The organism is Lentzea sp. NPDC055074, from assembly GCF_053608005.1.
This window is the reverse complement of the sequence record NZ_JBSGUQ010000008.1, coordinates 50,403-75,122: the sequence shown is the minus strand read 5'-3', so window position 1 is coordinate 75,122 and position 24,720 is coordinate 50,403. Positions and strand designations below refer to the sequence as shown.

Annotated in this window: 26 protein-coding genes and 1 tRNA gene; 17 read left to right on the top strand and 10 right to left on the bottom strand. The window is 69.0% G+C overall.

Annotation, left to right across the window (positions count from 1 at the left end):
* The first annotated feature begins 3 nt into the window (after nucleotides 1–3).
* The 4 genes from ACWF7A_RS20020 (at nucleotide 4) to ACWF7A_RS20005 (ending at nucleotide 4,154) form a co-directional block, all read left to right on the top strand.
* Nucleotides 4–1,425: an LCP family protein gene (locus ACWF7A_RS20020; protein ID WP_452251952.1), complete on the top strand. Its 1,422-nt coding sequence runs from the start codon at nucleotides 4–6 to the stop codon at nucleotides 1,423–1,425.
* A 115-nt stretch (nucleotides 1,426–1,540) separates the two neighbouring features.
* On the top strand, nucleotides 1,541–2,026 hold the full coding sequence (locus ACWF7A_RS20015; protein WP_452251951.1) for a helix-turn-helix domain-containing protein: 486 nt from the start codon (nucleotides 1,541–1,543) through the stop codon (nucleotides 2,024–2,026).
* 180 nt (nucleotides 2,027–2,206) lie between these two features.
* Nucleotides 2,207–3,454 (top strand): MurT ligase domain-containing protein, encoded by a 1,248-nt coding sequence (locus ACWF7A_RS20010; protein WP_452251950.1) that lies wholly within the window; start codon nucleotides 2,207–2,209, stop codon nucleotides 3,452–3,454.
* Entirely contained in the window at nucleotides 3,447–4,154 is a 708-nt protein-coding gene (locus ACWF7A_RS20005) for a type 1 glutamine amidotransferase (protein WP_452251949.1), read from the top strand. The genes ACWF7A_RS20010 and ACWF7A_RS20005 overlap by 8 nt, the downstream gene beginning before the upstream one ends.
* Before the next feature lie 55 nt (nucleotides 4,155–4,209).
* Here ACWF7A_RS20005 and ACWF7A_RS20000 read toward each other — a convergent pair whose 3' ends face one another.
* Entirely contained in the window at nucleotides 4,210–4,779 is a 570-nt protein-coding gene (locus ACWF7A_RS20000) for a TetR/AcrR family transcriptional regulator (RefSeq protein ID WP_452252186.1), read from the bottom strand.
* A gap of 115 nt (nucleotides 4,780–4,894) precedes the next feature.
* Here ACWF7A_RS20000 and ACWF7A_RS19995 point away from each other — a divergent pair, with 115 nt between their 5' ends.
* A complete protein-coding gene (locus ACWF7A_RS19995) occupies nucleotides 4,895–6,364 on the top strand; it encodes a flavin-containing monooxygenase (RefSeq protein WP_452251948.1) in 1,470 nt (489 codons plus the stop codon).
* Here the strand turns inward: ACWF7A_RS19995 and ACWF7A_RS19990 are convergent.
* Nucleotides 6,348–7,382, bottom strand: coding sequence for a zinc-dependent alcohol dehydrogenase family protein (locus ACWF7A_RS19990; protein ID WP_452251947.1), 1,035 nt, complete (start codon nucleotides 7,380–7,382; stop codon nucleotides 6,348–6,350). The genes ACWF7A_RS19995 and ACWF7A_RS19990 overlap by 17 nt on opposite strands.
* Before the next feature lie 110 nt (nucleotides 7,383–7,492).
* Between ACWF7A_RS19990 and ACWF7A_RS19985 the strand changes: the two genes are divergently transcribed.
* From ACWF7A_RS19985 to ACWF7A_RS19975, 3 genes are all read left to right on the top strand, one after another.
* Complete coding sequence (locus tag ACWF7A_RS19985; protein ID WP_452251946.1) at nucleotides 7,493–8,629, top strand: carboxylesterase family protein; 1,137 nt, start codon at nucleotides 7,493–7,495, stop codon at nucleotides 8,627–8,629.
* The gene (locus ACWF7A_RS19980; RefSeq protein WP_452251945.1) at nucleotides 8,626–9,366 is read left to right on the top strand and encodes a class I SAM-dependent methyltransferase; all 741 of its coding nucleotides are present in this window, start codon (nucleotides 8,626–8,628) and stop codon (nucleotides 9,364–9,366) included. Before ACWF7A_RS19985 ends, ACWF7A_RS19980 begins: the two co-directional genes overlap by 4 nt.
* Nucleotides 9,367–9,544: 178 nt before the next feature.
* The gene (locus ACWF7A_RS19975; protein WP_452251944.1) at nucleotides 9,545–10,159 is read left to right on the top strand and encodes a TetR/AcrR family transcriptional regulator; all 615 of its coding nucleotides are present in this window, start codon (nucleotides 9,545–9,547) and stop codon (nucleotides 10,157–10,159) included.
* On the opposite strand, the gene ACWF7A_RS19970 is transcribed toward ACWF7A_RS19975, so the two are convergent.
* Complete coding sequence (locus tag ACWF7A_RS19970; RefSeq protein ID WP_030469566.1) at nucleotides 10,156–10,377, bottom strand: DUF3618 domain-containing protein; 222 nt, start codon at nucleotides 10,375–10,377, stop codon at nucleotides 10,156–10,158. The genes ACWF7A_RS19975 and ACWF7A_RS19970 overlap by 4 nt on opposite strands.
* Before the next feature lie 109 nt (nucleotides 10,378–10,486).
* On the opposite strand from ACWF7A_RS19970, the gene ACWF7A_RS19965 reads away from it, so the two are divergent.
* Nucleotides 10,487–10,560 (top strand) — tRNA-Leu (locus ACWF7A_RS19965).
* On the opposite strand, the gene ACWF7A_RS19960 is transcribed toward ACWF7A_RS19965, so the two are convergent.
* Entirely contained in the window at nucleotides 10,558–11,658 is a 1,101-nt protein-coding gene (locus ACWF7A_RS19960) for an ATP-binding protein (protein ID WP_452251943.1), read from the bottom strand. The two genes, ACWF7A_RS19965 and ACWF7A_RS19960, sit on opposite strands and share 3 nt — an antisense overlap.
* A 338-nt stretch (nucleotides 11,659–11,996) precedes the next feature.
* Between ACWF7A_RS19960 and ACWF7A_RS19955 the strand changes: the two genes are divergently transcribed.
* Nucleotides 11,997–12,611, top strand: a complete 615-nt coding sequence (locus ACWF7A_RS19955; RefSeq protein WP_452251942.1) for a DedA family protein — start codon at nucleotides 11,997–11,999, stop codon at nucleotides 12,609–12,611.
* A gap of 538 nt (nucleotides 12,612–13,149) precedes the next feature.
* On the opposite strand, the gene ACWF7A_RS19950 is transcribed toward ACWF7A_RS19955, so the two are convergent.
* Nucleotides 13,150–14,196: an FAD-dependent oxidoreductase gene (locus ACWF7A_RS19950; RefSeq protein ID WP_452251941.1), complete on the bottom strand. Its 1,047-nt coding sequence runs from the start codon at nucleotides 14,194–14,196 to the stop codon at nucleotides 13,150–13,152.
* Nucleotides 14,197–14,290: 94 nt separating this feature from the next.
* Between ACWF7A_RS19950 and ACWF7A_RS19945 the strand changes: the two genes are divergently transcribed.
* The 6 genes from ACWF7A_RS19945 to ACWF7A_RS19920 all read left to right on the top strand — a co-directional run bounded on the left by ACWF7A_RS19945 (nucleotide 14,291) and on the right by ACWF7A_RS19920 (nucleotide 20,912).
* Complete coding sequence (locus tag ACWF7A_RS19945; protein WP_452251940.1) at nucleotides 14,291–15,043, top strand: hypothetical protein; 753 nt, start codon at nucleotides 14,291–14,293, stop codon at nucleotides 15,041–15,043.
* A 7-nt stretch (nucleotides 15,044–15,050) separates the two neighbouring features.
* Nucleotides 15,051–16,079 (top strand): LLM class flavin-dependent oxidoreductase, encoded by a 1,029-nt coding sequence (locus tag ACWF7A_RS19940; protein WP_452251939.1) that lies wholly within the window; start codon nucleotides 15,051–15,053, stop codon nucleotides 16,077–16,079.
* A 336-nt stretch (nucleotides 16,080–16,415) separates the two neighbouring features.
* On the top strand, nucleotides 16,416–16,943 hold the full coding sequence (locus ACWF7A_RS19935; protein WP_452251938.1) for a hypothetical protein: 528 nt from the start codon (nucleotides 16,416–16,418) through the stop codon (nucleotides 16,941–16,943).
* A gap of 22 nt (nucleotides 16,944–16,965) precedes the next feature.
* A complete protein-coding gene (bcp, locus tag ACWF7A_RS19930; protein WP_452251937.1) occupies nucleotides 16,966–17,433 on the top strand; it encodes a thioredoxin-dependent thiol peroxidase in 468 nt (155 codons plus the stop codon).
* A 283-nt stretch (nucleotides 17,434–17,716) separates the two neighbouring features.
* Nucleotides 17,717–18,055 carry a DMT family transporter gene (locus ACWF7A_RS19925; protein WP_452251936.1) on the top strand — a complete coding sequence of 113 codons (339 nt, stop codon included), beginning with the start codon at nucleotides 17,717–17,719 and terminating at the stop codon, nucleotides 18,053–18,055.
* Between the two features lie 10 nt (nucleotides 18,056–18,065).
* Nucleotides 18,066–20,912 carry an NACHT domain-containing protein gene (locus ACWF7A_RS19920; protein ID WP_452251935.1) on the top strand — a complete coding sequence of 949 codons (2,847 nt, stop codon included), beginning with the start codon at nucleotides 18,066–18,068 and terminating at the stop codon, nucleotides 20,910–20,912.
* Here ACWF7A_RS19920 and rdgB read toward each other — a convergent pair whose 3' ends face one another.
* Both rdgB and rph read right to left on the bottom strand, forming a co-directional pair.
* Nucleotides 20,913–21,512 carry an RdgB/HAM1 family non-canonical purine NTP pyrophosphatase gene (gene rdgB / locus ACWF7A_RS19915; RefSeq protein WP_452251934.1) on the bottom strand — a complete coding sequence of 200 codons (600 nt, stop codon included), beginning with the start codon at nucleotides 21,510–21,512 and terminating at the stop codon, nucleotides 20,913–20,915.
* Nucleotides 21,509–22,276: a ribonuclease PH gene (gene rph, locus ACWF7A_RS19910; RefSeq protein WP_452251933.1), complete on the bottom strand. Its 768-nt coding sequence runs from the start codon at nucleotides 22,274–22,276 to the stop codon at nucleotides 21,509–21,511. The genes rdgB and rph overlap by 4 nt, the downstream gene beginning before the upstream one ends.
* A 49-nt stretch (nucleotides 22,277–22,325) precedes the next feature.
* Between rph and ACWF7A_RS19905 the strand changes: the two genes are divergently transcribed.
* The gene (locus ACWF7A_RS19905; protein ID WP_452251932.1) at nucleotides 22,326–22,820 is read left to right on the top strand and encodes a DUF2231 domain-containing protein; all 495 of its coding nucleotides are present in this window, start codon (nucleotides 22,326–22,328) and stop codon (nucleotides 22,818–22,820) included.
* Here the strand turns inward: ACWF7A_RS19905 and ACWF7A_RS19900 are convergent.
* Genes ACWF7A_RS19900 through murI form a run of 3 tightly spaced genes read right to left on the bottom strand, consistent with a single transcriptional unit; the run spans nucleotide 22,778 to nucleotide 24,712 of the window.
* Nucleotides 22,778–23,194 (bottom strand): OsmC family protein, encoded by a 417-nt coding sequence (locus tag ACWF7A_RS19900; RefSeq protein ID WP_452251931.1) that lies wholly within the window; start codon nucleotides 23,192–23,194, stop codon nucleotides 22,778–22,780. The two genes, ACWF7A_RS19905 and ACWF7A_RS19900, sit on opposite strands and share 43 nt — an antisense overlap.
* Nucleotides 23,191–23,958 carry an MBL fold metallo-hydrolase gene (locus ACWF7A_RS19895; protein WP_452251930.1) on the bottom strand — a complete coding sequence of 256 codons (768 nt, stop codon included), beginning with the start codon at nucleotides 23,956–23,958 and terminating at the stop codon, nucleotides 23,191–23,193. The genes ACWF7A_RS19900 and ACWF7A_RS19895 overlap by 4 nt, the downstream gene beginning before the upstream one ends.
* 1 nt (nucleotide 23,959) lies before the next feature.
* A complete protein-coding gene (gene murI, locus ACWF7A_RS19890; RefSeq protein ID WP_452252185.1) occupies nucleotides 23,960–24,712 on the bottom strand; it encodes a glutamate racemase in 753 nt (250 codons plus the stop codon).
* Between the last annotated feature and the right edge of the window lie 8 nt (nucleotides 24,713–24,720).

Sequence of the window (24,720 nt, the reverse complement as noted above, 5' to 3'; positions counted from 1 at the left end):
AGCATGCTGTCCGCCACGATCCTGCTGGTCACCGGCATCGCGTGGCAGAACCTGACGGCCCTGACCGACGGCCTGACCAAGCAGGACCTGAACCTCGCCGACGCGGGTGAGAAACCCGCCGACGGCGCGATCGACATCCTGCTCGTCGGCATGGACAGCCGCACCGACTCCAAGGGCAACCCGCTGCCGCAGAACATCCTCAACGAGCTGCAGGCGGGCGGCACCGACGACGGCGGCTTCAACACCGACACGCTGATCCTTCTGCACATCCCGAACGACAGCGGCAAGGCCTACGCCGTGTCGTTCCCGCGCGACTCCTACGTGAAGATCGCGGGCGGGTACGGGCGACACAAGATCAACTCAGCCTACGGCTACGCGAAGAACGACGCGGCCGAGAAGCTGCAGGGCAGCGGCAAGACCGGGCCCGAGATCGAGATGGAGTCGCGCAAGGCCGGCGCGAACAACCTCATCGAGACCATCCAGACCCTGACCGGCGCGACGATCGACCACTACGCCGAGGTCAACCTGGTCGGCTTCTACGACATCACCAAGGCCATCGGCGGCATCGACGTCTGCCTCAACACGAAGGTCCGCGACAGCTTCTCCGGCGCGAACTTCCCCGCGGGCCAGCAGACGATCGAGGGCAAGAACGCGCTCGCGTTCGTCCGGCAGCGCCACGGCCTGCCGATGGGCGACCTGGACCGAGTCGTGCGCCAGCAGGTCTTCATGGCGGGTCTCGCCAAGAAGATGCTGTCGGCGGGCGTGCTCACCGACAGCACCAAGCGCAACGACATGATCAAGGCCGTCAGCGGCGCGATCGTGCTCGACGACGGCTGGGACATCACCAAGTTCGCCCTGCAGATGAAGGACATGACGGGCGGCAACATGACGTTCCAGACGATCCCGACCGGCAACCCGGACCTGCAGACGCCGGAGGACGGCTCCGCGGTCGAGGTGACCGAGTCCGAGGTGCGCACGTTCGTCAAGAACCTCGGCAAGGCGCCCGCGACGTCGAACCCGGCGGACCCGAAGTTCGACAAGTCCGCGGTGACCGTCGACGTCCGCAACGCCTCCGGCCAGCCGGGCCTCGCGGGCCAGGTGCTCGGGTCGCTCGTCGCGAAGGGCTTCAAGGAGGGGCAGGCGGGCAACGCCGCGGCCCTCGCGAAGTCGATCGTCCGCTACGGCAAGGGCGGCGAGGCGGGTGGCAACGCCGTCCAGGAGGCTCTCGGCGGCCTGAAGGTCGAGGAGGACGTCAACATCCCGGCCGGCACCGTCCGAGTCTTCCTCGGGGCGGACTACTCGGGTCCCGGCGCGCAGGGTTTCACCGGTTCCGGAGTACTCGCCCTGGACGGTGCGCGTCAGCAACCGGCTGACCCCGCGGCCCCTCCGCCCATCTCCGCAGACGGCGTGCGCTGCGTAAACTGATACTCAGAGTAGAGATGTATAGCCCGTTCGGGGGATTCTCCCAGTAAGTTGCGTAAGCGACGAAGCAATGGCGCCTTCCATCACCGTGAGACCCGCTCACGGGGTGGAGGGACCAGTGCAGACTGCGAACGGCCAAATCGACACAGCGGCGTACCAGCGCGTGCTCGGTGATGAGATCCGCAGCCTTCGCAAGCAGCGCGGATGGACCCGCAAGGAACTGAACAAGCGGCTGCAGACCGAGATCTCGCTGCAGACGCTGGCGACGTACGAGCTCGGCACGCGGCAGTGTTCCGTCGTGCGTCTCGTCGAGATCTGTCACGCGCTGGACGTGCCGGCTCATCAAGTGCTCGCGCGTGTCCACGAACGCTTCTTCGGCGACACCCCCGCCGGGCACCTGTCGCTGAGCCTCACCGCGATCGCCGCGACCGACAACCCGCGCATCCTGCCGCTCAAGCGGTGGGCGGCCGGACGGCTGCACGCGCTGCCGCCGGGTGCCTCACCGGAGGTGCACCTCGACCTGCCCGCGCTGGAGAACATGGCGCAGCTGTGTCAGCTCCCGACCGTGGAACTGGTCCGGATCCTGCGTGGTCTGTCCCGATGACGAGCACAGGTGCCCGATCAGGCAATGCTGGAGAACATGACTCCAACGACTGTCAGCTCCCAACCGTGGAGCTCGTCCGGATCCTGCGCGGACTGAGCCGGTAGTTGTACCGAACCCCGTTCACACCAACGCAACGACCGTCCAGAAAGGGCGAATTCCAACGCCGGTAGAGTCGCTGGGGTGAACGATTCCCCCGCCCGCCTCCCTCTGCGGACCGCAGCCGCCGTGAAGCTGGGCAACCTGAGCTCCACGTTGTCGCAGAAGATGGGCCTCGGCGCCGGTGGCATGATCGGCGGCCGGGTCGCGCTGAAGCTGGACCCGCAGGCGCTCAACCGCCTCACCCAGGGCCGCAGGGTCGCCGTCGTGACGGGCACCAACGGCAAGACCACCAGCACGATGATGCTGGCGCGGGCCGTGGGCGCGCTGGGCGAGGTCGCCACCAACCACAGCGGCGCGAACATGCCCGACGGCCACGTCACGGCGCTCTCGAAGCAGCCGGACGCGCCGTACGCGGTGCTGGAGTGCGACGAGGCCTACTTCCCGGCCGTCGCGGGTGCCAGCAACCCGTCCGTCGCCGTGATCCTGAACCTGAGCCGCGACCAGCTCGACCGCGTCGGCGAGGTCCGCACGATCGAGCGCTCGCTGCGCGACGCCGTCAACAAGCTGCAGAACTGCACGATCATCGCGAACTGCGACGACGTGATGGTGACGAGTGCGGCGTGGAACGCCTCCAAGGTCGTCTGGGTCGCCACCGGCACCGGCTGGCACCACGACTCGGCGAGCTGCCCGCGCTGCGGCAACCCGATCCGCTGGCAGGGCGAGCACTGGCACTGCACGGGCTGCGACCTCGCCCGGCCGCACCCGAACTGGATCACCGCCGACGAGGCGATGATCACGCCGGAGCACCAGAAGCTCGAGCTGCGCCTCACGCTGCCGGGCAAGTTCAACCAGGCCAACGCCGTCATGGCGTCCGCGGCCGCCCACGCGATGGGCGTCTCCGCCGACGAGGCCGTGCGCCGTCTGCGCGGCGTCTCCAACGTGAGCGGCCGGTACCGCACGATCCAGCGCAACGGCCGCAGCGCGCGCCTGTTGCTCAGCAAGAACCCGGCGGGCTGGAGCGAGACCCTCACGGTCGTCAAGGAGGCCAACCACCCGGCCGTCCTGGTGATCAACGCCCAGGAGGCCGACGGTCGCGACCTGAGCTGGCTGTGGGACGTCCCCTTCGAGCGCCTGCAGGGCCGCACGGTCATCGCGTCCGGCGAACGGGCGACCGATCTCGCCGTCCGCCTGACCTACGCCGAGGTCCAGCACACGATCGTGCCCGACCCCCTGAAGGCCATCGACCAGATGCCCCAGGGCGCCGTCGAGGTCATCGCCAACTACACCGCGTTCCGCGACTTGAATGCCAGGGCTGCCGCTGATGAGTGAGTCGACAATCCAGATCGCGCTCGTGCTGCCGGATCTCCTCGGTACGTACGGGGACTTCGGCAACGCCGTGGTCCTCGAGAAGCGCATGACGTGGCGCGGGATCAAAGCCGAGATCGTGCCGATCAACTACGGGCAGCCGGTACCGGACTCGTGCGACATCTACGTCGTCGGCGGCGGTGAGGACACCGCGCAGACGCTGGCGGTGAAGCACCTGCGCGAGCACCCCGGCCTGCAGCGCGCCGTCACGAAGAACGCCGTGGTGCTGGGCGTCTGCGCCGGCATCCAGATCTTCGGCGAGAGCTTCACCCGCGCCGACAACGTGACGCACCCCGGCATGGGCCTGATCGACTCGTCCTCGCACGCCGGCGGCAGCCGCGCGATCGGCGAGGTCGTGGCCGAGCCCGCGGACGGCATGTTCGCCGGCCCGCTGATCGGGTTCGAGAACCACCAGGGCCGCACCACGCTGGGCCCGGCCGCCCGTCCGCTCGCGCACGTCAAGGTGGGCACGGGCAACGACGGCAGCGTCGAGGGCGCCGTCCAGGGCCGGATCGTCTGCACCTACCTGCACGGTCCGGTGCTGCCGCGCAACCCCGCGCTCGCGGACATGCTGATCGAGTGGGCCACCGGTACCAAGGTCGCGCCGATCGACCTGCCCGCCGTGACCTCTATGCGTGCTGAGCGGGTGAAGGCAGCTTCTTGACCGGAGCGAAAGGGCGTGCGGTCATGGGAACCACGACCGCTTGCTTTCACTCCGATCAAGCCTTCGGTTGCAGGAGTTTCACAGCCACACCCGGCCAGATCACGTTCATCACGTAGTCGGTCGCGAGCGCAGGTCCTACCGAGGGCCTGCGCTCCATCCACACCGCGAGCCGTTCCGTCGCGCCGACGACGATCTCCGCGAACGCCTCCGCCTCCAGCGGGTCGATCTCCGGCGTGAACGACGCCAGCACGGCCCCGATCATGTCCGTCTGCTGCTGACGGATGCCTTCCACCTCTTCTTGGGCCGACGGCACGGCCACGGCCGCCTCCTGCCGCAGCAGCGCCCACGACCGGCGGTGCTCGTCGATGAACTCGAAGAACGCCAGCAGGCCCAGTCTGAGGAACTCCTCCGGGCTCGCCGCGCCCGCGATCGCCGCCGCGGTCTTCTCCCGCAGCTCCGTGCGCGCGCGGTGGATGCAGCCGATGAGCAGGCCTTCCTTCGAGCCGAAGTACTCGTAGAGCATCGGCTTCGAGACGCCGACGCGTTCGGCGATCTCGTCCATCGACGTGGCCAGGTACCCCTGCTCGGCGAAGATCTCCTCCGCGACGGTGAGCATTTGAGCCATGCGCTGGGCCTTGGGCATGCGGCGCCGCGGAGCAGTCACGAAGGGAGTCTACCGCTCGTAACTTACTTCGAGTAACCTACCGAGAAGTAGCCACCGCGAGCGGAGGGACCTTCCCATGCACCGAGAGACGAAAGTGCTCGTCATCGGCACCGGCTTCTCCGGCCTCGGCATGGCCATCGAGCTGAAGCGCCGCGGCGAGCACGACTTCGTGGTGCTGGAGAAGGCAGCCGACCTCGGCGGCACCTGGCGGGACAACTCCTACCCGGGCTGCGCCTGTGACGTGCCGTCGCACATGTACTCGTTCTCGTTCGAGATGAACCCGAAGTGGTCGCGGATGTTCGCGCAGCAGGGCGAGATCCAGGGCTACCTGCAGCGCGTCGCCGAGAAGTACCGGCTGCGGCCGCACATCCGCTTCAACACCAAGGTGTCCGGCGCGCAGTGGGACGACGAAGCGAAGCGCTGGCAGGTCACGACCGAGCAGGGCGACACGTACACGGCGCAGGCACTGGTCGCGGGCGTCGGCGCGTTGCACATCCCGAACGTCCCGGAGCTGCCGGGCATCGAGAACTTCAGCGGCAAGACGTTCCACTCCGCGCAGTGGGACCACGACTACGACCTGACCGGGAAGCGCGTCGCCGTGATCGGCACGGGTGCGTCCGCGATCCAGTTCGTGCCGGAGATCGCGGGCCAGGTCGGCTCGATGAAGATCTTCCAGCGCACGCCGCCGTGGATCATGCCCAAGGCCGACCGCGAGATCAACGGCTGGGAGCAGAAGCTGTTCCGCGCCCTGCCCTTCACGCAACGGGCGTACCGCAACTTCGTGTACTGGACGCGGGAGTCTTCCGCGCTGGGCTTCGCGGTGAACCCGAAGATCATGCAGTTCGCGCAGGGCATCGCGTTGCGGCACCTGAAGAAGCAGGTGCCGGACCCGGCGCTGCGCCGCAAGCTCAAGCCCGACTACACCATGGGCTGCAAGCGCGTGCTGATCTCCAACGACTTCTACCCCGCGCTGGGCTACCCGAACGTCGACCTGGTGACGGACAAGGTCTCCGAGGTGCGCGAGAAGTCCATCGTGGACAGTGCGGGCGTCGAGCACGAGGTCGACGTCATCATCTACGGCACCGGGTTCCACGTCGTCGACTCGTTCGACTACCTGGACATCCAGGGCAAGGGCGGCGTCGACCTCGCGAAGCAGTGGCGTCAGGAAGGCATCGAGACCTACTTCGGCATCACGGTCTCGGGCTTCCCCAACCTGTTCTTCCTGCTGGGCCCCAACACCGGACTCGGGCACAACTCGGTCGTGTTCATGATCGAGTCGCAGATCCGGTACATCTCGCAGTGCCTCCAGCTCCTCGACAAACACCGCGCAGCGGAGCTGGACGTGCGGTTGGAGGCCCAGCAGGAGTTCAACACCGAGCTCCAGCGCAAGCTCACCAAGGGCGTGTGGACCCAGGGCGGCTGCAAGAGCTGGTACCTCGACGCGCAGGGCGTGAACCGCACCGTGTGGCCGGGATTCACCTGGCGGTACTGGATGCGGACCAAGCGCGTGCGCGCCGAGGACTACGTGCTCACGGCTGGACGATGACCTTCAGGGCGGTCCGCTCGTCCATCGCCTGGTAGCCCAGCGCGACGTCGTCGAGCGAGACCGTCCTGTCGAACACGGGACCGGGGTCGATGCGGCCGGCGAGCACGTCGGCCAGCAGCTCCGGCAGGTATGCGCGTGCCGGGGCGACACCGCCGCCGATGGCGATGTTGCGGCCGAACAGCTTGCCCAGCGGCAGCCCCGGCATCTCGTGCGGCACGCCGACGTACCCGATGCGGCCGCCGTCGCGCACGATGCCCATCGCGGTCTCCCACGACTGCTCGGTGCCGACGCACTCCAGCACCGCGGACGCGCCGAGGCCGCCGGTCATCTCCTTGATGCGCTCGATCGCGGCCTCACCGCGTTCGGCGACCTGGTCCGTCGCGCCGAAGAGCGTCGCGATCTTCGCCCTGTCCTCGTGACGGCCCATCGCGATGATCCGCTCGGCACCGAGCCGCTTGGCCGCCAGCACGCCGCACAGGCCCACGGCGCCGTCACCGACGACCGCGACCGTCGCGCCGGGACCGACCCCGGCGCCCATGGCGGCGTGGTGGCCGGTGCCCATGACGTCGCTCAGGCTCAGGAACGCGGGCAGCAGCGACGCCGGCGCGTCCGCGGGGACCCGGACCAGCGTGCCGTCGGCCTGCGGCACCCTGACCGCCTCGCCCTGCCCGCCGTCGCTGCCCTTGCTGCCCCAGAACCCGCCGCTGCGGCAGGACGTCTGCAGCCCGGCCTGGCAGTACGCGCACGTGCCGTCGCTCCAGACGAACGGCGCGATGACCCGGTCACCGACCTGGACGCTCTTCACGTCCCCGCCGACCTCCTCGACGATGCCGAGGAACTCGTGGCCGATCCGCTGCCCGTCCGCGCGCTTGGCGACGCCCCGGTACGCCCACAGGTCGCTGCCGCAGATGCACGCGAGCTCGACCCGGACGACGACGTCGGTGGCCTCCTGGACGGCCGCGTCCGGCACCTCCTCAACGCGGATGTCTCGGGTGCCGTAGATCGTCGTAGCCCGCACGGGCGCCTCCTCTTCGTTCGTTGCCCAACCGTCACAGCGTCCTCCTGTCCCGGCGTTTCCGCCGAATCGAGACGCTGTGGAATTGGTTACGCGTGCTTAGTATCGAGAGCGTGATCACTTCCGATGGCCTCGTCCGGGCACGCGGTATCCGTTATGCGACAGCCGCCCGATTCGCGCCACCGGAGCCGTTGCCCTACGACGGTGCGCGCCCCTCCGACCGCGGTCCCGCCTGCCCGCAGCCGCCCTCGGCGCTGGTCGCGGTGGTGGGCAACTCCGTCGAGGGGCTGTCCTTCGACGAGCACTGCCACGTGCTCTCGGTGACCGCTCCCGCCGGCGCGTCCGGCCTGCCGGTGATGGTCTGGTTCCACGGCGGCGCCTACGTGACGGGCAGCGGCGAGTCCGCGAAGTACGAGACCTCGCTGCTGGCCTCGGAAGGCGTGGTGGTCGTCAGCGTCAGCTACCGCCTCGGCGTCTTCGGGTACCTGCACGACAACCTGGGGCTGCTCGACCAGCTCACGGCGTTGCGGTGGGTGCGGGACAACATCGCCTCGTTCGGTGGCGACCCGGCGAACGTGACGGCGTTCGGGCAGTCCGCGGGTGCCGACTCGGTCTACGCGTTGATGCTCACCGACACGGAGGGCCTGTTCCACCGGGCGATCCTGCAGAGCGCGCCGCTGGGCACGCGCAGCCCGGAACGTGCCGAGATGACGGCCGCACTGCGTGCCGCGGTCTCGGTCGACGGCTCCACCTCCGTCGAGGACGTCCTGGCGGCCCAGCTCGCCGCCGTCGCCGAGGTGGGACCGAAGTTCGCGCCGTCCGGCGGCATGCCGTTCGCCCCGGAGCTGGCCCCGGCCGATCTCTCCACCGCGGCGCCGCGCGTCGAGCTGCTCGTCGGGCACACGGCCGACGACGGCAGCCCGTACGTGCCGAGCCGCGAGCACTGGGAGGCCGTGACCGAGCTGATCTTCGCCGCCGGCGCCCGTGAGCTGGCGCGGGACTGGGCCGTGGCGGGTGGCCAGGTCGCCACCTACAGGTTCACGTGGGCACCCGCCGACGCGCCGCTGGGGTCGTGCCACTGCATGGAGCTGCCGTTCCTGTTCGACCCGGAGGCCTGGCTCGGCGCGGGCATGCTCGCGGGACAGGAGCCGGATCCCGTGCTGGCCAAGACGATCCGGGGAACCTGGGCCGGGTTCGCGCGAAACGGGATGGACGCGCTGCCGTCCCGGTCGCTTGAATTCGGCGGGTGACCGACCGCGAGCGTTTGCGCACCACGTTCGGAGAGGACGCGGCCCGCTACCACCGGGCCCGTCCCACCTATCCCCCGCGGCTGTTCGAACGGCTGCGCGGCCCGCGCGTCCTGGAGATCGGCCCGGGCACCGGACAGGCGACGCTGCCGCTGACCGCCCTGGGTTCGGTGACGGCCGTCGAACTGAGCCCCGACCTGGCCGAGGTCGCCCGTTCCCACGCACCCGAGGCGGATGTGGTGGTGGCGGACTTCGACGTCTGGCCGTTGCCCGCGGAGCCGTTCGACCTCGTCGTGTCGGCGACGGCGTTCCACTGGCTCGACCCCGCGACCCGGATGGCGCGCTGTGCGGCGGCACTGCGTCCGGGCGGCTCGCTGGCCGTGATCTCGACGCACCACGTCCTGGGCGGGACCGAGCGGTTCTTCGCGGACGTGCAGGAGTGTTACGAGCGGTGGGACCCCACCACGACACCGGGGTTCCGGCAGTCCCCCGCGTCGGCGATCCCTTGCGAGTTCGACGAGAGCCCGCTCTTCGGCGAGCCCGAGTTCCACCGGTACGAGTGGGAGCAGGCCTACGACACCGAGGCCTACGTGGACCTGCTGCTGACGTACTCGAACCACATCGCGCTGCCGGACCGCGACCGGTTGATCGCGGACATCCGGCGGTTGGTCGACACGCGGCACGAGGGGCGGATCGTGAAGCGGTACATGACCCAGCTCGCCCTGGCGACCAAGAGGTAGTCCTTTGTGGACACTTCCGGACGGCCTCCGGCGTAGATCACTCACAATCCAACCAAAGACATCAGAATGCAACAAACCGGGTGCTGCTCACCCTGCAAGAGGGGCAAGACGCCTAGGATGTGCCGCCAAAGGGGCGGGGAGGACACGCACTAGCCGTGCCCTGGTACGAGGAGGTGGCATGGCCGTGTCGACAACGGCGTTCAACGAGGGAAGGGTCCCCCAGCGGGGCCGTCCTCGCGACGCCAGCAGGGACGACGCTTTACGTCAGGCAGCGCTCGAGGTGATGGCCGAGGTCGGGTACCGGGCCCTCACCATGGACGCGGTGGCGGCCCGTGCGAGAGCGGGCAAGGCGACGATCTACCGGCGGTGGGAGTCGAAGCTCGATCTCGTGATCGACACGTGCACCCAGCTCGCCACGCAGAACCTCGCGGCACCGGACACCGGTTCCCTGGCCGGAGACCTGCGCGAGTTCCTCTCGTCGTTCGCCGCGTTCCTCTCCGGACCGATCGGCAAGGCCGCGCAGGCACTCGTGGGCGAGCTGCCGCACGAACCCGAGCTGGCGACGGCGTTCCGGGAGACCTTCCTGATCTCGCAGCGCGACGTGCTGCGCGGCATCCTCGACCGGGCCGCCGAACGGGGCGAGCTGAGGGCCGACGCCCCGCGCGGCATGGCGGTCGAGATCGCGGGCGCCGCCCTGATCTACCGGCTGATGCTGACCGGGGACCCGCTCGACGAGCCGTTCGTGGAGAAGGTCGTCGAGCAGGTGCTCCTGCCGTTGGTGCGGGTCTCCTAGCGGAAGAGCTTGCGCACCAGCGCGAAGCCGACCACCGCGCCGACCGCGATCAGCGTGTACTTGACCTTGGGCTGGCTCAGCACGTCGAGCACGGACGACTTGCCCTGCTCGACGAGCTTCTGCGGGTTGGCGCGCTCGCTGAGCTCGTCCAGGGTGGCGGCCAGCGCGGTGCGAGCCTGCTCGATCTCGCGCTGGATGGTGTCGGGATCGCGAGCCACATGTCCTCCTAGCAGCGGTTCTGCCCGCAACCGTAGTGGACGGCCGGTGGCGGGGCTTCGCGCGACCCGCGAGAGCGAGTCCATGGACGGGCTATAGGCTTCCAACCGAGGGGTCGTAGCCCAATTGGCAGAGGCACTGGGTTTAGGTCCCAGCCAGTGGGGGTTCGAGTCCCCCCGACCTCATTGATCAGCGGTTATGAGTGGCTCGCCGCGGGGGTTGCCCCGCGGCGGACCGGTTCCCGAGTGCTCCGCCAGCCGTTCCCTGCCGTAGAGCCGGACCGACTCCAGCTGCTCGAACCGGCCGGCGCCGGTGAACGTGAGCAGCGACTTGGCCACGAGCGCGGACAGCAGCACCAGCACCCGGTCCGAGGGCAGGTCGCACGCCTGGACCGCGCCGTCGAGCCCGAACCCGCCGGGCCCCTGCGAGATGCACCGGAACACGTGTTGCTCGTCGGCGCTCAGGTGGTCGTAGCTCCAGCTGATCGCGGCGCGCAGGCTCTGGTGACGTTCGGCGGCGGTGCGGTTGCCGCGGTTGAGGAGCTCGAGGCGGTCGTCCAGCCGCGCCAGCAGCTCCTGGACGGGCAACAGGGTCACGAGCCTCGCCGCGAGCTCGATCGCCAGCGGGAGACGGTCCAGGCGCGCACACAGGGCGGCCAGCGCGTCCCGGTCGCCGAGCCGCAGTCCCACCTGGTTCGCGCGGGCCCGGTCGGCGAACAGCTCCACCGCGTCCGTGATCGACAACGGCCGCACCGCGAACAGCACCTCGCCGGGCACCCGCAACGGTTCCCGGCTCGTCGCGACGACCGTGAGACCGGGACAGCCGAGCAGCAACGGCTCCAGCAGCGTCGCGCACTCCGCCGCGACGTGCTCGCAGTTGTCCAGCACCAGCACCGTCTCGCGGCCCGCCAGCGCGTGCACCAGCGTGCTCAGCACGGGCTCCTCGGCGGGTTCGCCGAGCGCCCTCGCGCACGCCCGCGCCACGTCCGTCGCCGAGGCGAGCTCGACCCACGTCGCCCGGTCCCCGGTGAACTCCTTGACCAGCCTGCTCTTCCCGACACCCGCGGGTCCGACGAGCGTGAGCACGCGCGTGCCGACGATCCCGCCGAGACGGACGAGTTCTGCGTCACGCCCTATGAAACTGTCCAGTGCCGTAACGGGTTCGTTGACGCGCTGCCGGTAGGCCCGCTGGCGGCAGGCGTTCGAGCAGTACCGCGCGTGTCTGCGCCGGGAGGTGGCGGTCGAGGTGCCGCAGATCGCACACGTCCCCACCTGGTCAGCCATCGAAGTCCATCGTAGTCAAACGATTACATGCCGGAAAGGCCTTTCCGGCACCTTGTAGACCAATGACCAGTCTGGTCTTTTGTGGACTGATCCCTTTTGGTGGCGACGCGTGCGTGCGATCACACGTCGTGAAGATCAAGAGAATCCCGTTCACCGCCCGACGTGAGGACTCTCACCCTGCGCGTTCTGGCTGGTGAAGCGCCTGCACGCTTCTCGATGCGACACAAGGATTCACGACCCGTAGGGGTCATCACCGAGAAGGAGGTGAGGTTTACCCCACCCCAACCTTGCGGTTTCCCCCAATGTCCCCCGCCCTCCCCCTCCGTACCGTGGATCCCATGAACTTGGTCGACTGGGTCACCGACCTGATGCACACGGCCGGCGCACCCGGAGCGGCTTTGGCGATCGCGCTGGAGAACCTGTTCCCGCCCCTGCCCAGCGAGGTCTTCCTGCCCCTGGCCGGCTTCACCGCGGCCCAGGGCAAGATGTCCCTGCTCGACGCCATCGCGTGGACGACGCTGGGCTCGGTCGCGGGCGCGCTGCTGCTGTACTGGATCGGCGCCCTGCTGGGCCGCGAGCGGGTCCGTCGCATCGCCGCCCGCATGCCGATGGTCCGGGTGTCCGATGTGGACAAGACGGAGGCCTGGTTCCTGCGCAACGGCTACCGCGCGGTCTTCTTCGGCCGCATGATCCCGGTCTTCCGCAGCCTGATCTCGATCCCGGCCGGCGTCGAACGCATGCGATTAGCACCGTTCCTCGCCTACACCGCGGCGGGCAGCCTGCTGTGGAACACGGCGCTGATCCTCGCGGGCTACCTGCTGGGCGACAACTGGCACCTCGTCGAGCAGTACGTGGGCATCGGCTCGAAGGTCGTCCTGGGCCTGGCCGTGGTGGCCGCGCTGATCTTCGTGGTGACCCGAGTGTCGAAGAGGCGCGAAAAGTCCCGCGTCTGACCGCCGCCCACTGGTCGGCAGCAATCCGCAGTGCGGACACGACACCCACCATCGCGCCCACCGCGTGTCTCCAGGGGCCGCCCCACCCCGCGCCTGACGGCCCCGCACCGACCTGCGGCGGTCGGCGGCACAAACACAACGCCCACCACCATGCCTACTGTGCGTCTCCATCAGCCGCCCCACCCCGCGTCTGACGGGACCGCGCCGGTCCGAGGCCTGGGCACGACACTCACCACCGCGCCCACTACGTGTCTCCACCCAGCCGCCCACCCCGCGTCTGACCGCCCGCACCAGTACGCAGCGGTCCGCAGCGCAGACACGACACTCACCACCACGCCCACCGCGCGTCCCCGCCAGACGCCCCAACCCACGTCTGACCGCTCCACAGCGGTCTGCGGCGCAGACACGACCCACCACCGCGTCCACCGCGCGCCTCCACCAGCCGCGTCAACTCCGGCAGCGTCAACCCCAGCCGCACCAACCCCAGTAGCGAAGCGGCCGTCCCTCAAGACCCGCGGTTCTCCACGAGCCCCTCGGGCTAGTTCGCGACCCTGAGGCTGTCCAGGTACCCCGTCAACTCCCGAACGGCACTCCGCCCGGCCCGGTTCGCGCCGATCGTGCTGGCCGAAGGCCCGTACCCCACAAGATGAATCCGCGGGTCGGACACCACCCGAGTCCCGTCCACCTGGATCCCCCCGCCCGAAGCACGCAGGTGCAACGGCGCGAGGTGGTCGAGGTCGTGCCGGAACCCGGTGGCCCACAGGATGACGTCGGCGTCGAAGCGTTCCCCGGACGCCCACTCGACACCCGCCGGCGTCACGCGCTCGAACATCGGCCTGCGGTCCAGCACCCCGGAGGCCAGGGCCGCGCGCGTCGCGTCGTTCAGCGGCAGCCCGGTGACGCTGACGACGGAGCGCGGGATCAGGCCTGCGCGGACGCGTTCCTCGACCATTCCGACCACCCAGCGGCCGTAGTCCTCGGTGAACGGGCCCTCCCGCCACACCGGTTCGTGCCGCGTGACCCAGCGGGTCTCCGCTGCGAGAGGAGCGAGCTCCATCAACAGCTGCGTGGCGGAGGCGCCGCCGCCCACGACCACGACGCGCTTGCCCGCGAACTCGGCGGGGCCCTGGTAGTCGGCGGTGTGCAGCTGGCGGCCCCGGAACGTCTCCTGGCCCGGGTAGTACGGCCAGAACGGGCGGCGCCACGTGCCGGTCGCGTTGATCAGGCCGCGGGTGGTCCACACGCCATCGGTGGTCTCGATTTTGAGCAGCGGGCCGTCGTTCACGACCTGGGTGACGTTGACCGGGCGCACGACGGGCAGGTCGAAGAGCTGTTCGTAGCGCTCGAAGTAGGCCGGGATCGCCTCGTTGGCGGGCTCGTCGGGTGCGGGCTGCTCGAACGGCATGCCCGGCAGTTCGTGGATGCCGTGCACGGTCCGCATGCGCAGGCTCGGCCAGCGGTGCAGCCACGCGCCACCGGGTGCGGTGTTCGCGTCCAGCACCACGTGGTCGACACCGCGCCGCTGCAAGAAGTACGAGGCGGACAGGCCCGCCTGTCCCGCGCCGATCACCACCACATCCGTCACATCACGAACAACGGGAGGAGCCGGTCAGTCCTTCTCACCTGTGACCCACAAAACATCGCACAAAAGGATCAGGTTGCCGCTAGCTTCCGGGGGCGTGCACCTAATTCTGACGATGGCGTTGCTCGCGGCACCTGTGTCCACGACGGCGCCGGTCCCCGAACCGACTGCCTCCTATGCGGTCTACGACCGGATCACGCACAAGGTGACCGGCCGGGACGTGCACAAACCGATCAGATCCGCCTCCCTGGTCAAGATCCTGATCGCGATCGAGCAACTGGAGACGCGCGGCGACGACCCGCGCATCGAACCGATGCTGCGCGTCAGCGACGACAACGCGGCGAGCGAGCTGTGGGTCGAGAACGGGTGGGAGCAGCTCGTCGTGCGCACGGCCGAGCGGCTCAAGCTCGACGACACGCGCCCGCCGGAGAACCGGGGCATGTGGGGCTACACGGCGGTGAGCGCCTCGGACGTCGTGAAGATCTACCGGTACGTGCTGGAGAAGGCGAAGCCGAAGGTCCGGAACACGATCATGGGGCACCTGCAGCGGGCCGAGAAGTGCGCGTCGGACGGGTTCGACCAGTCGTTCGGGCTGCCGTCCGCCACGTGGAAGCCCGCGTTCAAGCAGGGCTGGTCGGGGTTCGGCGACCCGACGAAGCCGTGCGTGGACAGGCCGCGGCCGCGCATCCAGTGGGAGCTCGACACCAAGTCGCCGGCCCTGCACACGTCCGGGACGTGCTGGTTCAGCATCGTCGCGGTGCTGACCCTGCACCCGGAGGGCACGACCTACGAGAAGGCCGCGAAACGAGTTACCCGGCTCACGGAAGAAGTCGCGAAGTATCGGTGTTGATCGATGTATGAGCCGTCTGAGTGAGATCCCGCTGTCCGTTCTCGACCTCGCGCCCATCACCTCGGGGTCGGACGCGACGACCGCGCTGCGAAACTCGCGGGAGCTCGCTCAGCAGGCCGAACGCCTCGGCTACCACCGCTACTGGTTCGCCGAGCACCACAACATGCCCGGCATCGCCTCGTCCGCGCCCGCCGTGCTCATCGGCCACATCGCGGACGCGACCGAGACGATCCGCGTCGGTTCGGGCGGCGTCATGCTGCCCAACCACGCGCCGCTCGTGGTCGCCGAGCAGTTCGGCATGCTCGAGGCCCTGCACCCCGGCCGCATCGACCTCGGCATCGGCCGCGCGCCCGGCACCGACCAGAAGACGGCACGGGCGTTGCGGCGCACCGAGGCGGGTCTGTCCGCGGAGAACTTCCCGCAGGAGCTGACCGAGCTGATCAAGTACTTCGAGGGCACCGCCGAGCTCAACGCCGTGCCCGCGGCGGGCAACAAGCCGCCGATCTGGCTGCTCGGCTCGTCGGGTTACAGCGCGCAGGCCGCGGGGATGCTCGGCCTGCCGTTCGCGTTCGCCCACCACTTCAGCGCGCAGAACACGTTGCCGGCGCTGGAGCTGTACCGGCGGCACTTCCGGCCGTCCGAGGTGCTCGACGAGCCCTACGCGATGGTGTGCGCCTCGGTGGTCGTCGCCGACACCGACGAGCAGGCCCGGTACATCGCGGGCCCGGGAGCGCTCTCATTCGTGAAGCTGCGCCAGGGCCGTCCGGGGCCGCTGGCGACCCCGCAGGAGGCGGCGGACTACCCGTACACCGAGATCGACCAGCTGGTGATGGAAGATCGGATGGCCACCCAGATCATCGGGTCCACCTCGACGGTCCGTTCCGGACTGGACGAGTTGATGGAGTCGACGGCGGCCGACGAGCTGATGGTGACGACGATCGTGCACGGCCACGACGACCGTCTGCGGTCGTTCGAACTGCTGAGCGAGGTCGCCGAACGGACGCCGTCCCTGGGCCGTTCAGCCGCACATACGTGAGTCGGCCAGGCGTGACCTTCACGTTTCGTACGACTGGCACTGCTCTGAACGGGTGATAAACGGCTCCGCTTGTAGCGCGGGGCACACAGTGGGCGATGATCGGTGTGAGCGCGCACGCCCCCCGACGCGCTCCCTAGCGTGACCCGCGGCCTCGGCCGCACGGACGGCGTGGGGCCGGCGCACTTGTGGCGCCGCCCACGCCGCCCATCACGAGTCGGCCACGTCCCGGCACCAGGTCCGCTTCAGAGGCCACTTTCGTTCGCACTTCCCTCTTCGGCACCGTCACAGTTGACGTGAGTCGTTCACACCCACCGCCGGGGTGGGAAAGGGGAGTTCGTGAAGTTCGCCAAATCGGCCGCGGGCCTGTGCCTGTTGCTGGCCGTGGCGGGATGTGCGGGCCCCAGTGTCGCCGTCACCCCCGACGAGAACCTGACGGTCGAGCAGCGAGCCGAGACGCCGAGCGCGTCCGGTGCCGCCGCCTTCGGCACGCAACGCGTGTGGGCCTCGGGCCTGTCCGTCGTGGTCTCCGCCCCGCGCTCCCTCGTCCCGTCCGAGACGGCGATCCCGAAGGCAACGCGCACAGCGGTCTTCACGATCACCGTCTACAACGGCTCCAAGGCGCCCTACCAGTCCTCCCAGCTGGCCGTGAGAGCGACGGCGGACGGAGAACCCGCCGCGGAGCTCGTCGACTCCGTGCAGGGCCTCAACGGCCTCGCGGCCGCCGTCGCCGAACTCCCGCCGGGCCGCGACACGCAGCTCCAGCTGGCGTTCGCGGTCTCCGAGGCACCGGTGCGCATGCAGCTGACGATCCAGCCGGGCGGACAGGGCCAGGACGCGCCCACCGTCTTCGAGGGCCAGGCGTAGCACCCGGAATAGACTCTGGGGCATGACCAGTCGTCTCGAACCTGGTGACACCGCGCCCGCGTTCACGCTGCCCGACAGCGAGGGCAAGCCGGTGTCCCTGTCCGACTACCTCGGCAAGTCCGTGGTCGTGTACTTCTACCCGGCCGCCAGCACGCCGGGCTGCACGAAGCAGGCCTGCGACTTCCGCGACAACCTCGGCGTGCTCGCCGACTCGGGCTACGAGGTCGTCGGCATCTCGCCCGACAAGCAGGAGAAGCTCGCGAAGTTCCGCGACGCCGAAGAACTCACGTTCCCGCTCCTCGGCGACCCGGACAAGAAGGTCCTCACCGAGTGGGGCGCCTTCGGCGAGAAGCAGAACTACGGCAAGACCGTCCAGGGCGTCATCCGCTCGACGTTCCTCGTCGGCCCGGACGGCAAGATCGTCAAGGCGATGTACAACGTCCGCGCCACCGGCCACGTGGCCAAGCTCCTGCGCGAACTCCCCGCCTGACTTCCGATGCCAGCTGAGGCCGCCGTCGCTTTCCTGCGACGGCGGCCTCTCTTTCGGGTATGGTCGAACAGAGGGCGTGCAACAAAGCCGCCCCTGTTCCGGTGAGGGTGATACACCGTGTGTCGTTTGACGGCACCTAACGGCCCCGACATCCCGTCTGATTTCACCTTGCGAGTCCACTTCCCCGCACGCGGCGGCTGACCAGGGCTTTTCGCCCACCAGTCATCCGTTCTCTTCAACACGCGCGCCTGGCGTCGCGTGCATTTCGTGCTGGGAAAATTCAATGCTCAAGTGGATCCTGCTCGCCCTCGCCGTGGGCGCGGAAGTCTTCGCGACCCTCTGCCTCAAATACTCCGACGGTTTCACGAAACCCTGGCCGACCGCAGGACTCGCGGCCGGCTTCCTGACGGCTCTCTACCTCGAATCGCTGGTGATCAGAATGGGCGTCCCGGTGGCCATCACCTACGCCATCTGGGCAGGCGCGGGCATCGCCCTCGTCGCCATCACCAGCCGCGTGCTGTTCGCCGACCCGCTGAATCTGGCGATGCTCGCCGGCATGGCCCTGATCGCCGCGGGCGTGTGCGTGGTGTCGGTGGCCTCGCACGCCCAGGCAGCCGTCTAATCTCGTTTGGGTGAGCTTGGAACTCGCTGCCGCCAGACTCGGTCAGACCATCGCGACCCGCGCGGCCACCGCATGGCTGGCGGGCCGCAACAGGGAGAAGGCACGAACCTCCTCCCTGGCCGACCTGGCGGCAGCAGAGCTGGCGAAGCCCGTCCAGAAAGCCAAGCTCGACACCCTGGTGCAGAGCATCAGCAACACGGTCGCCGAACAACTCGAACAGGTCTTGCAGCGCTGCCCGGAAGACGAGATCGAGCCCTCGCTCGCCGCCGTCGAGGTAGCGCTGCAGTCCATCGACCTGTCCGACGAGGCCCTCCTCGCCGACGACGCGGACCCCGAAGTCCTGGCCCAGCGCATCCGCCGCGAACTCCCGCGCCAGGACCTGGGCCGCTTCTACGACATCGCCCTCGACCAGTCCTGCCGCTACCTGATCCAGGTGATCAGGCACCTGCCGTCCTTCCAGCCAAGAGCTCTGGCAGAAGTCCTCTCCCGAGCCACAGCCCAGACCGCCCTGCTGGAAGATGTCCTGTCCCGTCTTCCTCTCAGTTCCCTTTACGCACCTCAAGGCACGGACCACGACGGCGAGTTCCGTGACTCGTACCTGCGTTTCATCGGGGACACGCTCGACCGCATCGAAATCCTCGGCCTTCCGGTACGGGAGCGTCGGCGGCTGGCGCTGAGCGTGGCTTACCTCAGCCTCACGGTGTCAGGTGAGGAAGGAGCCCGAGGCACCGCCGAGCCCCACCCGCACTCAGGCGTGCGTGTCGAGTCTGCGATGGTCGACCGCACCTTCGTGAAAGGGCACGCGGGTTCCGGCAAGACGACGCTGCTCGACTGGCTCGCAGTAACGGCCGCTCGTGGCGGATTCACCGGCAACTTGATGTCCTGGAACGGGTTGGTGCCCTTCCCCATCCGGTTGCGCACCTATGCCGACAGTCCCCTGCCCAAGCCGGAGGAGTTCGTCCCCGGCCCGCTCAGCGGTGTCATGCCCGCAGGCTGGGTCCACCGCACCCTCCGTGCAGGCAAGGGCCTTCTCCTGGTGGACGGCGTCGACGAGGTGCAACCGCACAAGCGGCCGAAGGTCAAGGAGTGGCTGCGCGACCTCGTCCACGTTTTCCCCGGTGCACGCGTCGTGGTGACGTCGCGACCAACCGGTATCGACGTGAAGTGGTTGGCAGACCTGGATTTCTCGTCCGTCGTGCTCGACCAGATGAGTCCTGGCGACGTGCGCGTGTTCCTCCGACGCTGGCACGAGGCCGCAGACGCACCTGAGGAAGCGCATCGACGGCTCATCAATCAACTCGACAGCCGGGAACACCTCCAGAGTCTGGCCGCCACGCCCCTGCTCTGCGCGATGTTGTGCGCTCTCAACCTCGACCGGGCCTCGGAACTCCCGCACAACCGCATGGAGTTGTACGCGGCGGCCCTCACGATGTTGACGGACCTGCGCGACGCCGAACGCGACATCGCCCGCATCCTCACCGCGTCGGACAAGACCGTGCTGCTCAGAGACCTGGCATGGCGTCTGCAAGAGGGCGGACTGTCACAGCTGCCGACCTCCAAGGTGCACGAGCACATCAGCCGCAAGATCCGCTCCATGCCCAACGTCGACGAAGAGTCCCACACCGTCGTCGATCACCTGTTGGAACGCAGCGGTGTCATCCGCGAACCCGTACCCGGCCGCGTCGACTTCGTGCACAGGACCTTCCAGGAGTACCTGGCGGGTGAGGAAGCCATGCAGGACGGCCGGGTCGAAGCCCTTGTCGCACAGGCACACCTGGACTCCTGGACGCAGACGATCGTGCTGGCCTGCGGCCACGGCCAGCGCTCTCAGGTGAACGAACTGCTGACCGGCGTGCTCGACCGCGCCGACCGCGAGCCGCGCAAGGCTCGCCGGCTTCGACTGCTCGCGGCCGCGTGTCTGGAAACCGTCGCCGACGTCGACCCCGAGGTCTACGACCGGGTCGACGCAGTGATCAGGGACAGGCTCGTGCCGCCGCGCAGTGAGCCGGAGACGAGATCATTGGCCAGCATCGGCCACCGCGTGCTCCGGTACCTGCCGACGTCGCTCGACGAACTTTCCGAAGCAGCGGCTGCGGCAACGGTGCACAGCGCCGCACTCGTGGCGTCGCCCGAAGCCATGACGAGACTCGCCGGCTATGCGCAGGATCCACGGTCGAAAGTCCAACGAGCACTGATGAACGCGTGGGCGAACTTCGCCCCTCAGCAGTACGCGGAAGAGGTCCTGGCAAACGCGCCGCTGGAGAACGGCAACGCCACGATCACCTCGGGCCGGCTCCTCCCCCATGTCAGGGCGCTCCGCCACTTGGTCGACATCGACCTGTTCCTGTTCGGTGAACCGTTGGAGTGGCTGCGATTCATCGAAGAACCAATAACACTCAACCGACTTTACGTGTGGACGCAGGAGGAGCTCGATCTAAGTCCACTAGCGCGAACACAACCGCGCCTGATCCATCTTTCGAATGCCAAGCGGTATGCGAACGCGGACAGCATCCCTGACGTCGAACAGCTCTCGATCTCTGCGGGGGAACCTTGGCAAAGCCTCGACTTCCTGCGCGGCAAGTCAGTGAGCAGCCTGAGCCTCACCACAGTGGCCCCCGGCTGTGACCTGAGCGTCCTGACCGAGGTCAAGGGCTTGGAAAGCCTGTCCTACACCGGCTCCCACAACCTTGAGTTCATCTCCGCACTTCCTGCCCTGCGGGAACTCACGCCCATGAGCGAAGAGCCGATCGACGTCCGTCCGCTCAAAGGCCGGTCGTTGCAACTTTGGCTGCATCATGACTGCACCTACGTCGGGGTCGAAGATCTCGGCCCCGACGTCGACGTCGAGTGGTACTGACTACGCCAGCTTGCGCAGGTGCGGCACGAGGAGCTTCAGGGCGCGCCCCCGGTGGGACTCCGCGTCCTTCTCCTCCGCCGTCATCTCGGCAGAAGTGACCTCGTACCCCTCGGGCACGAAGATCGGGTCGTACCCGAACCCGTTGGCACCACGACGAGCCCGCAGCAACGTGCCACGCCACTCACCGCGCACCACGACCTCTTCGCCACCGGGCACGACCAGCGCGACCACCGAGACGAACGCGGCACCACGCCGTTCGTCCGGCACATCACCCAACTGGCCAAGCAGCAGGTCGAGGTTCGCGTCATCGTCGCCGTGACGGCCGGACCACCGGGCGGACAGCACGCCAGGCATGCCGTTCAGCTCATCGACAGCCAGCCCGGAGTCGTCGGCAACGGACACCAGACCGGTAGCGGCAGCAGCGTCACGGGCCTTGGCGAGAGCGTTGCCCTCGAAGTCCGGCGCGGTCTCGGGCGCCTCGGGGAACTCCGGCACGTCCGACAGCGACAGCACCTCGATGCCGTCCAACGACTCCGCCACCACGATGCGCTGGAGTTCGCGAAGCTTCTTCGCGTTGCGGGAAGCCAGGAGCAGCTTCATCGCTTACCACCGGACTTGGGCTCCGGCAGGATGCCGGGGTAGGGCGCGGCCAGGGCCTCGGCCTGCAGGCGGTTCAGCTCCGCGCAGCCCTGCAGCGCGATGTCCAGCATGCGGTCCAGAGTGGACCGGGCGAACGTCGCGCCCTCGCCCGTGCCCTGCACCTCGATCAGGGTCCCGGCGTCGGTGGCGACGACGTTCATGTCGACCTCCGCGCGCGAGTCCTCCTCGTACGGCAGGTCGAGACGCACGCGTCCGTCGACCACGCCCACCGAGATCGCGGAGACCGCGCAAGACAGCGGCGACGGGTCGGCGAGGCGGCCGGCTGCGCCCAGGTAGGTCACGGCGTCGGCCAGGGCCACGTAGGCGCCGGTGATCGCCGCGGTCCTGGTGCCGCCGTCGGCCTGGATGACGTCGCAGTCGATGACGATGGTGTTCTCACCCAGCGCCGCGAGGTCGATGCAGGCACGCAAGGAACGGCCGATCAGGCGCGAGATCTCGTGCGTGCGGCCGCCGATGCGGCCCTTCACGGACTCGCGGTCGCTGCGGCTGTGCGTGGCCGAGGGGAGCATCGCGTACTCGGCGGTCACCCAGCCGAGGCCGGAGCCCTGGCGCCACCGGGGGACGCCTTCGGTGACACTCGCGGCGCACAGCACGCGGGTGTTCCCGAACTCGATCAGGACCGAGCCCGCGGGCCAGGTCTGATATCCACGCGTGATCCGGATGTCACGCAACACGTCGTCGTTTCGGCCGTCGCTTCGCACCACGGCGCCTACCCTAATGAACCCTGCGGAGCGCCATGGCGTAGGGAGAGACATGCTGACGATCGACGGTATTCCGCTTCACCCGTTGCTGGTGCACGCGGTGGTCGTGCTGTTGCCTCTCGCGGCGCTCAGTTCGGTCGCGATCGCGCTGGTCCCGCGCTGGCGGCAGAAGTACGCGTGGCCCGTTCTGGGGGTCACGCTGGCCGGTGTCGCCGCTGTTCCGGTGGCCAAGCAGGCCGGCGAGGACCTGCAGGCGGCGCTGCAGAGCAACGGCGTGCAGAACCCCGCCATCCAGACCCACGCCGACCTCGGCGACATGCTGCTGCCCATCGCGCTCGGCTTCGGCGTCGCGGTGATCGCGCTGCTGGTCGCCGGGCGGCTCGCCGACCGCGAACGCCAGGCGGAGGCACCCACCACGAAGACGTGGCGGGTGATCTCAGTCGTGGTGTCCGTGCTGGTGGTGCTGCTCGCGGTCGGGACGACGGTGCAGACCGTGCGCGCAGGTCACAGCGGGTCGGGCGCGGTCTGGAGCGGCGTCGGGAGCTGAAGCGGCGCCGTCGCCGACTGCTTCAACGTCCGCGTGACCGTGCAGAACTGCTCCACGGCGCGCCGGACGACGGTCTCGAGCGCCTCCACGTCCTCCACGGCGGACAGGTCGTACGAGAGCGTCACGGGGATGGAGATCACCTCGTTGCCGCTCTCGGACTGAACCGCGTCCGCTTCGGCTGTCAGCTGGTCGCTGCCGGTTCTGCGCAGGATCAACGTCTCCGACGTGACCATCGCGCACCCGGCGGCGGCCGCGACCAGCAGCTCGACCGGGCTGAACGAGCCCTCCTGGCCCTTGCGGCCGATCTTCACCGACGCACCGCGGCCGTTGGTGGCGACGAACTCGTGCTCGCCCACGCGCTCCAGGTTGATCATGCTCGCTCCCCCACCTCGTACCGGCCGCCCTGCACGACCAGCTCACCGGGCCCGTCGAACGCCGACCGGGCCTCTCCCAGCACGTCCTCGCGCGACGTCCACGGCGGCACGTGCGTGACCAGCAGCCGTCCGGCACCGGCCCGCCGCGCCAGCTCGCCCGCCTCGCGCCCGGACAGGTGCAGGTCGGGCTGCCGGTCCGGGGCGTGCGTCCAGCTCGCCTCGCTCAGCAGCACGTCGGCGCCCGCGGCCAGCGCGTCCAACGAGCCGCAGGGCCCGCTGTCCCCGGTGTAGGCCAGCGTCACGCCGCCGTAGGAGATCCGGAACCCGTAGGCCTCGCAAGGGTGTGCCACCACGGCCGAGTCCACTGTGAACGGTCCGATCTCCACGCGCGACCCCAGGCCGTGGAACGCGAACACGTCGCTGAAGTCGAGCGACTCACGTTCGGCGGCGTTCGGCGCGTAGGAGGCGACGAACCGCGAGTGCGCCTCGGCGGGCGCGTGGACGGGCAGGGGGCTCGAAGGCGGTTCGGGGTGGTACTTCCGCGCCACGTAAAGGGAGGACACGTCGACGCAGTGGTCCGGGTGCAGGTGGGAGAGCACCAACGCGTCCATCGAGAACAGCGGCCGTTCCTCCTGGAACCGCGACAGCACGCCGTTGCCGAACTCCAGCGCGAGCGTGAACCCCTCCGCCTCCACCAGGTACCCGGACGCCGCCGCGCCGGGGCCGGGGATGCTGCCGGAGCAGCCGAGCACGGTCAGCAGCACATCAGCCCCACTGTTCGAAGGTCGGCAGGAACCGGGCGGCGAGCTTCGCGAACCGCTCGGGCGGGCCGGTGCACGTCACCCGGTGCACGGCCGGGCCGGAGCCGGCGAACTCGTCGCGCTCGGTCAGCAGCCGCACGACGTCCTTCACCGTCTCCTCGGCGCTCGACACCAGCGTCACGTGCTCGCCCATGACGATCTGGATCACGCCCGTCAGCAACGGGTAGTGGGTGCAGCCGAGCACGACCGTGTCGACGTCGGCGCGCTGCAACGGTTCCAGGTAGGCCTGTGCCAGCCCGAGGACCTGCCGCCCCGAGGTGACGCCGCGCTCCACGAAGTCGACGAACCGCGGGCACGCCGCCGCCGTCACCGTCACGTCGCGGGCCGCCTGGAACGAGTCCTGGTAGGCGTGCGAGTTGATCGTGCCGACCGTCGCGATCACGCCGACGCGGCCGGACCTCGTCGTCATCACCGCGCGCCGCACCGCCGGGAGGATCACCTCGACCACCGGCACCTCGTAGCGCTCGCGGGCGTCGCGGAAGCAGGCGGCGGACGCGGTGTTGCACGCGATCACGAGCATCTTCGCGCCCTCGTCCACGAGCCTGTCGCAGACCTCCAGCGCGTGCTTGCGGGCCTGCGCGATCGGCAGCGGCCCGTACGGACCATGAGCCGTGTCGCCGATGTAGTGGATCGACTCGCCCGGCAGCTGGTCCATGATCGCGCGGGCGACCGTGAGGCCGCCGACGCCCGAATCCATGATCCCGA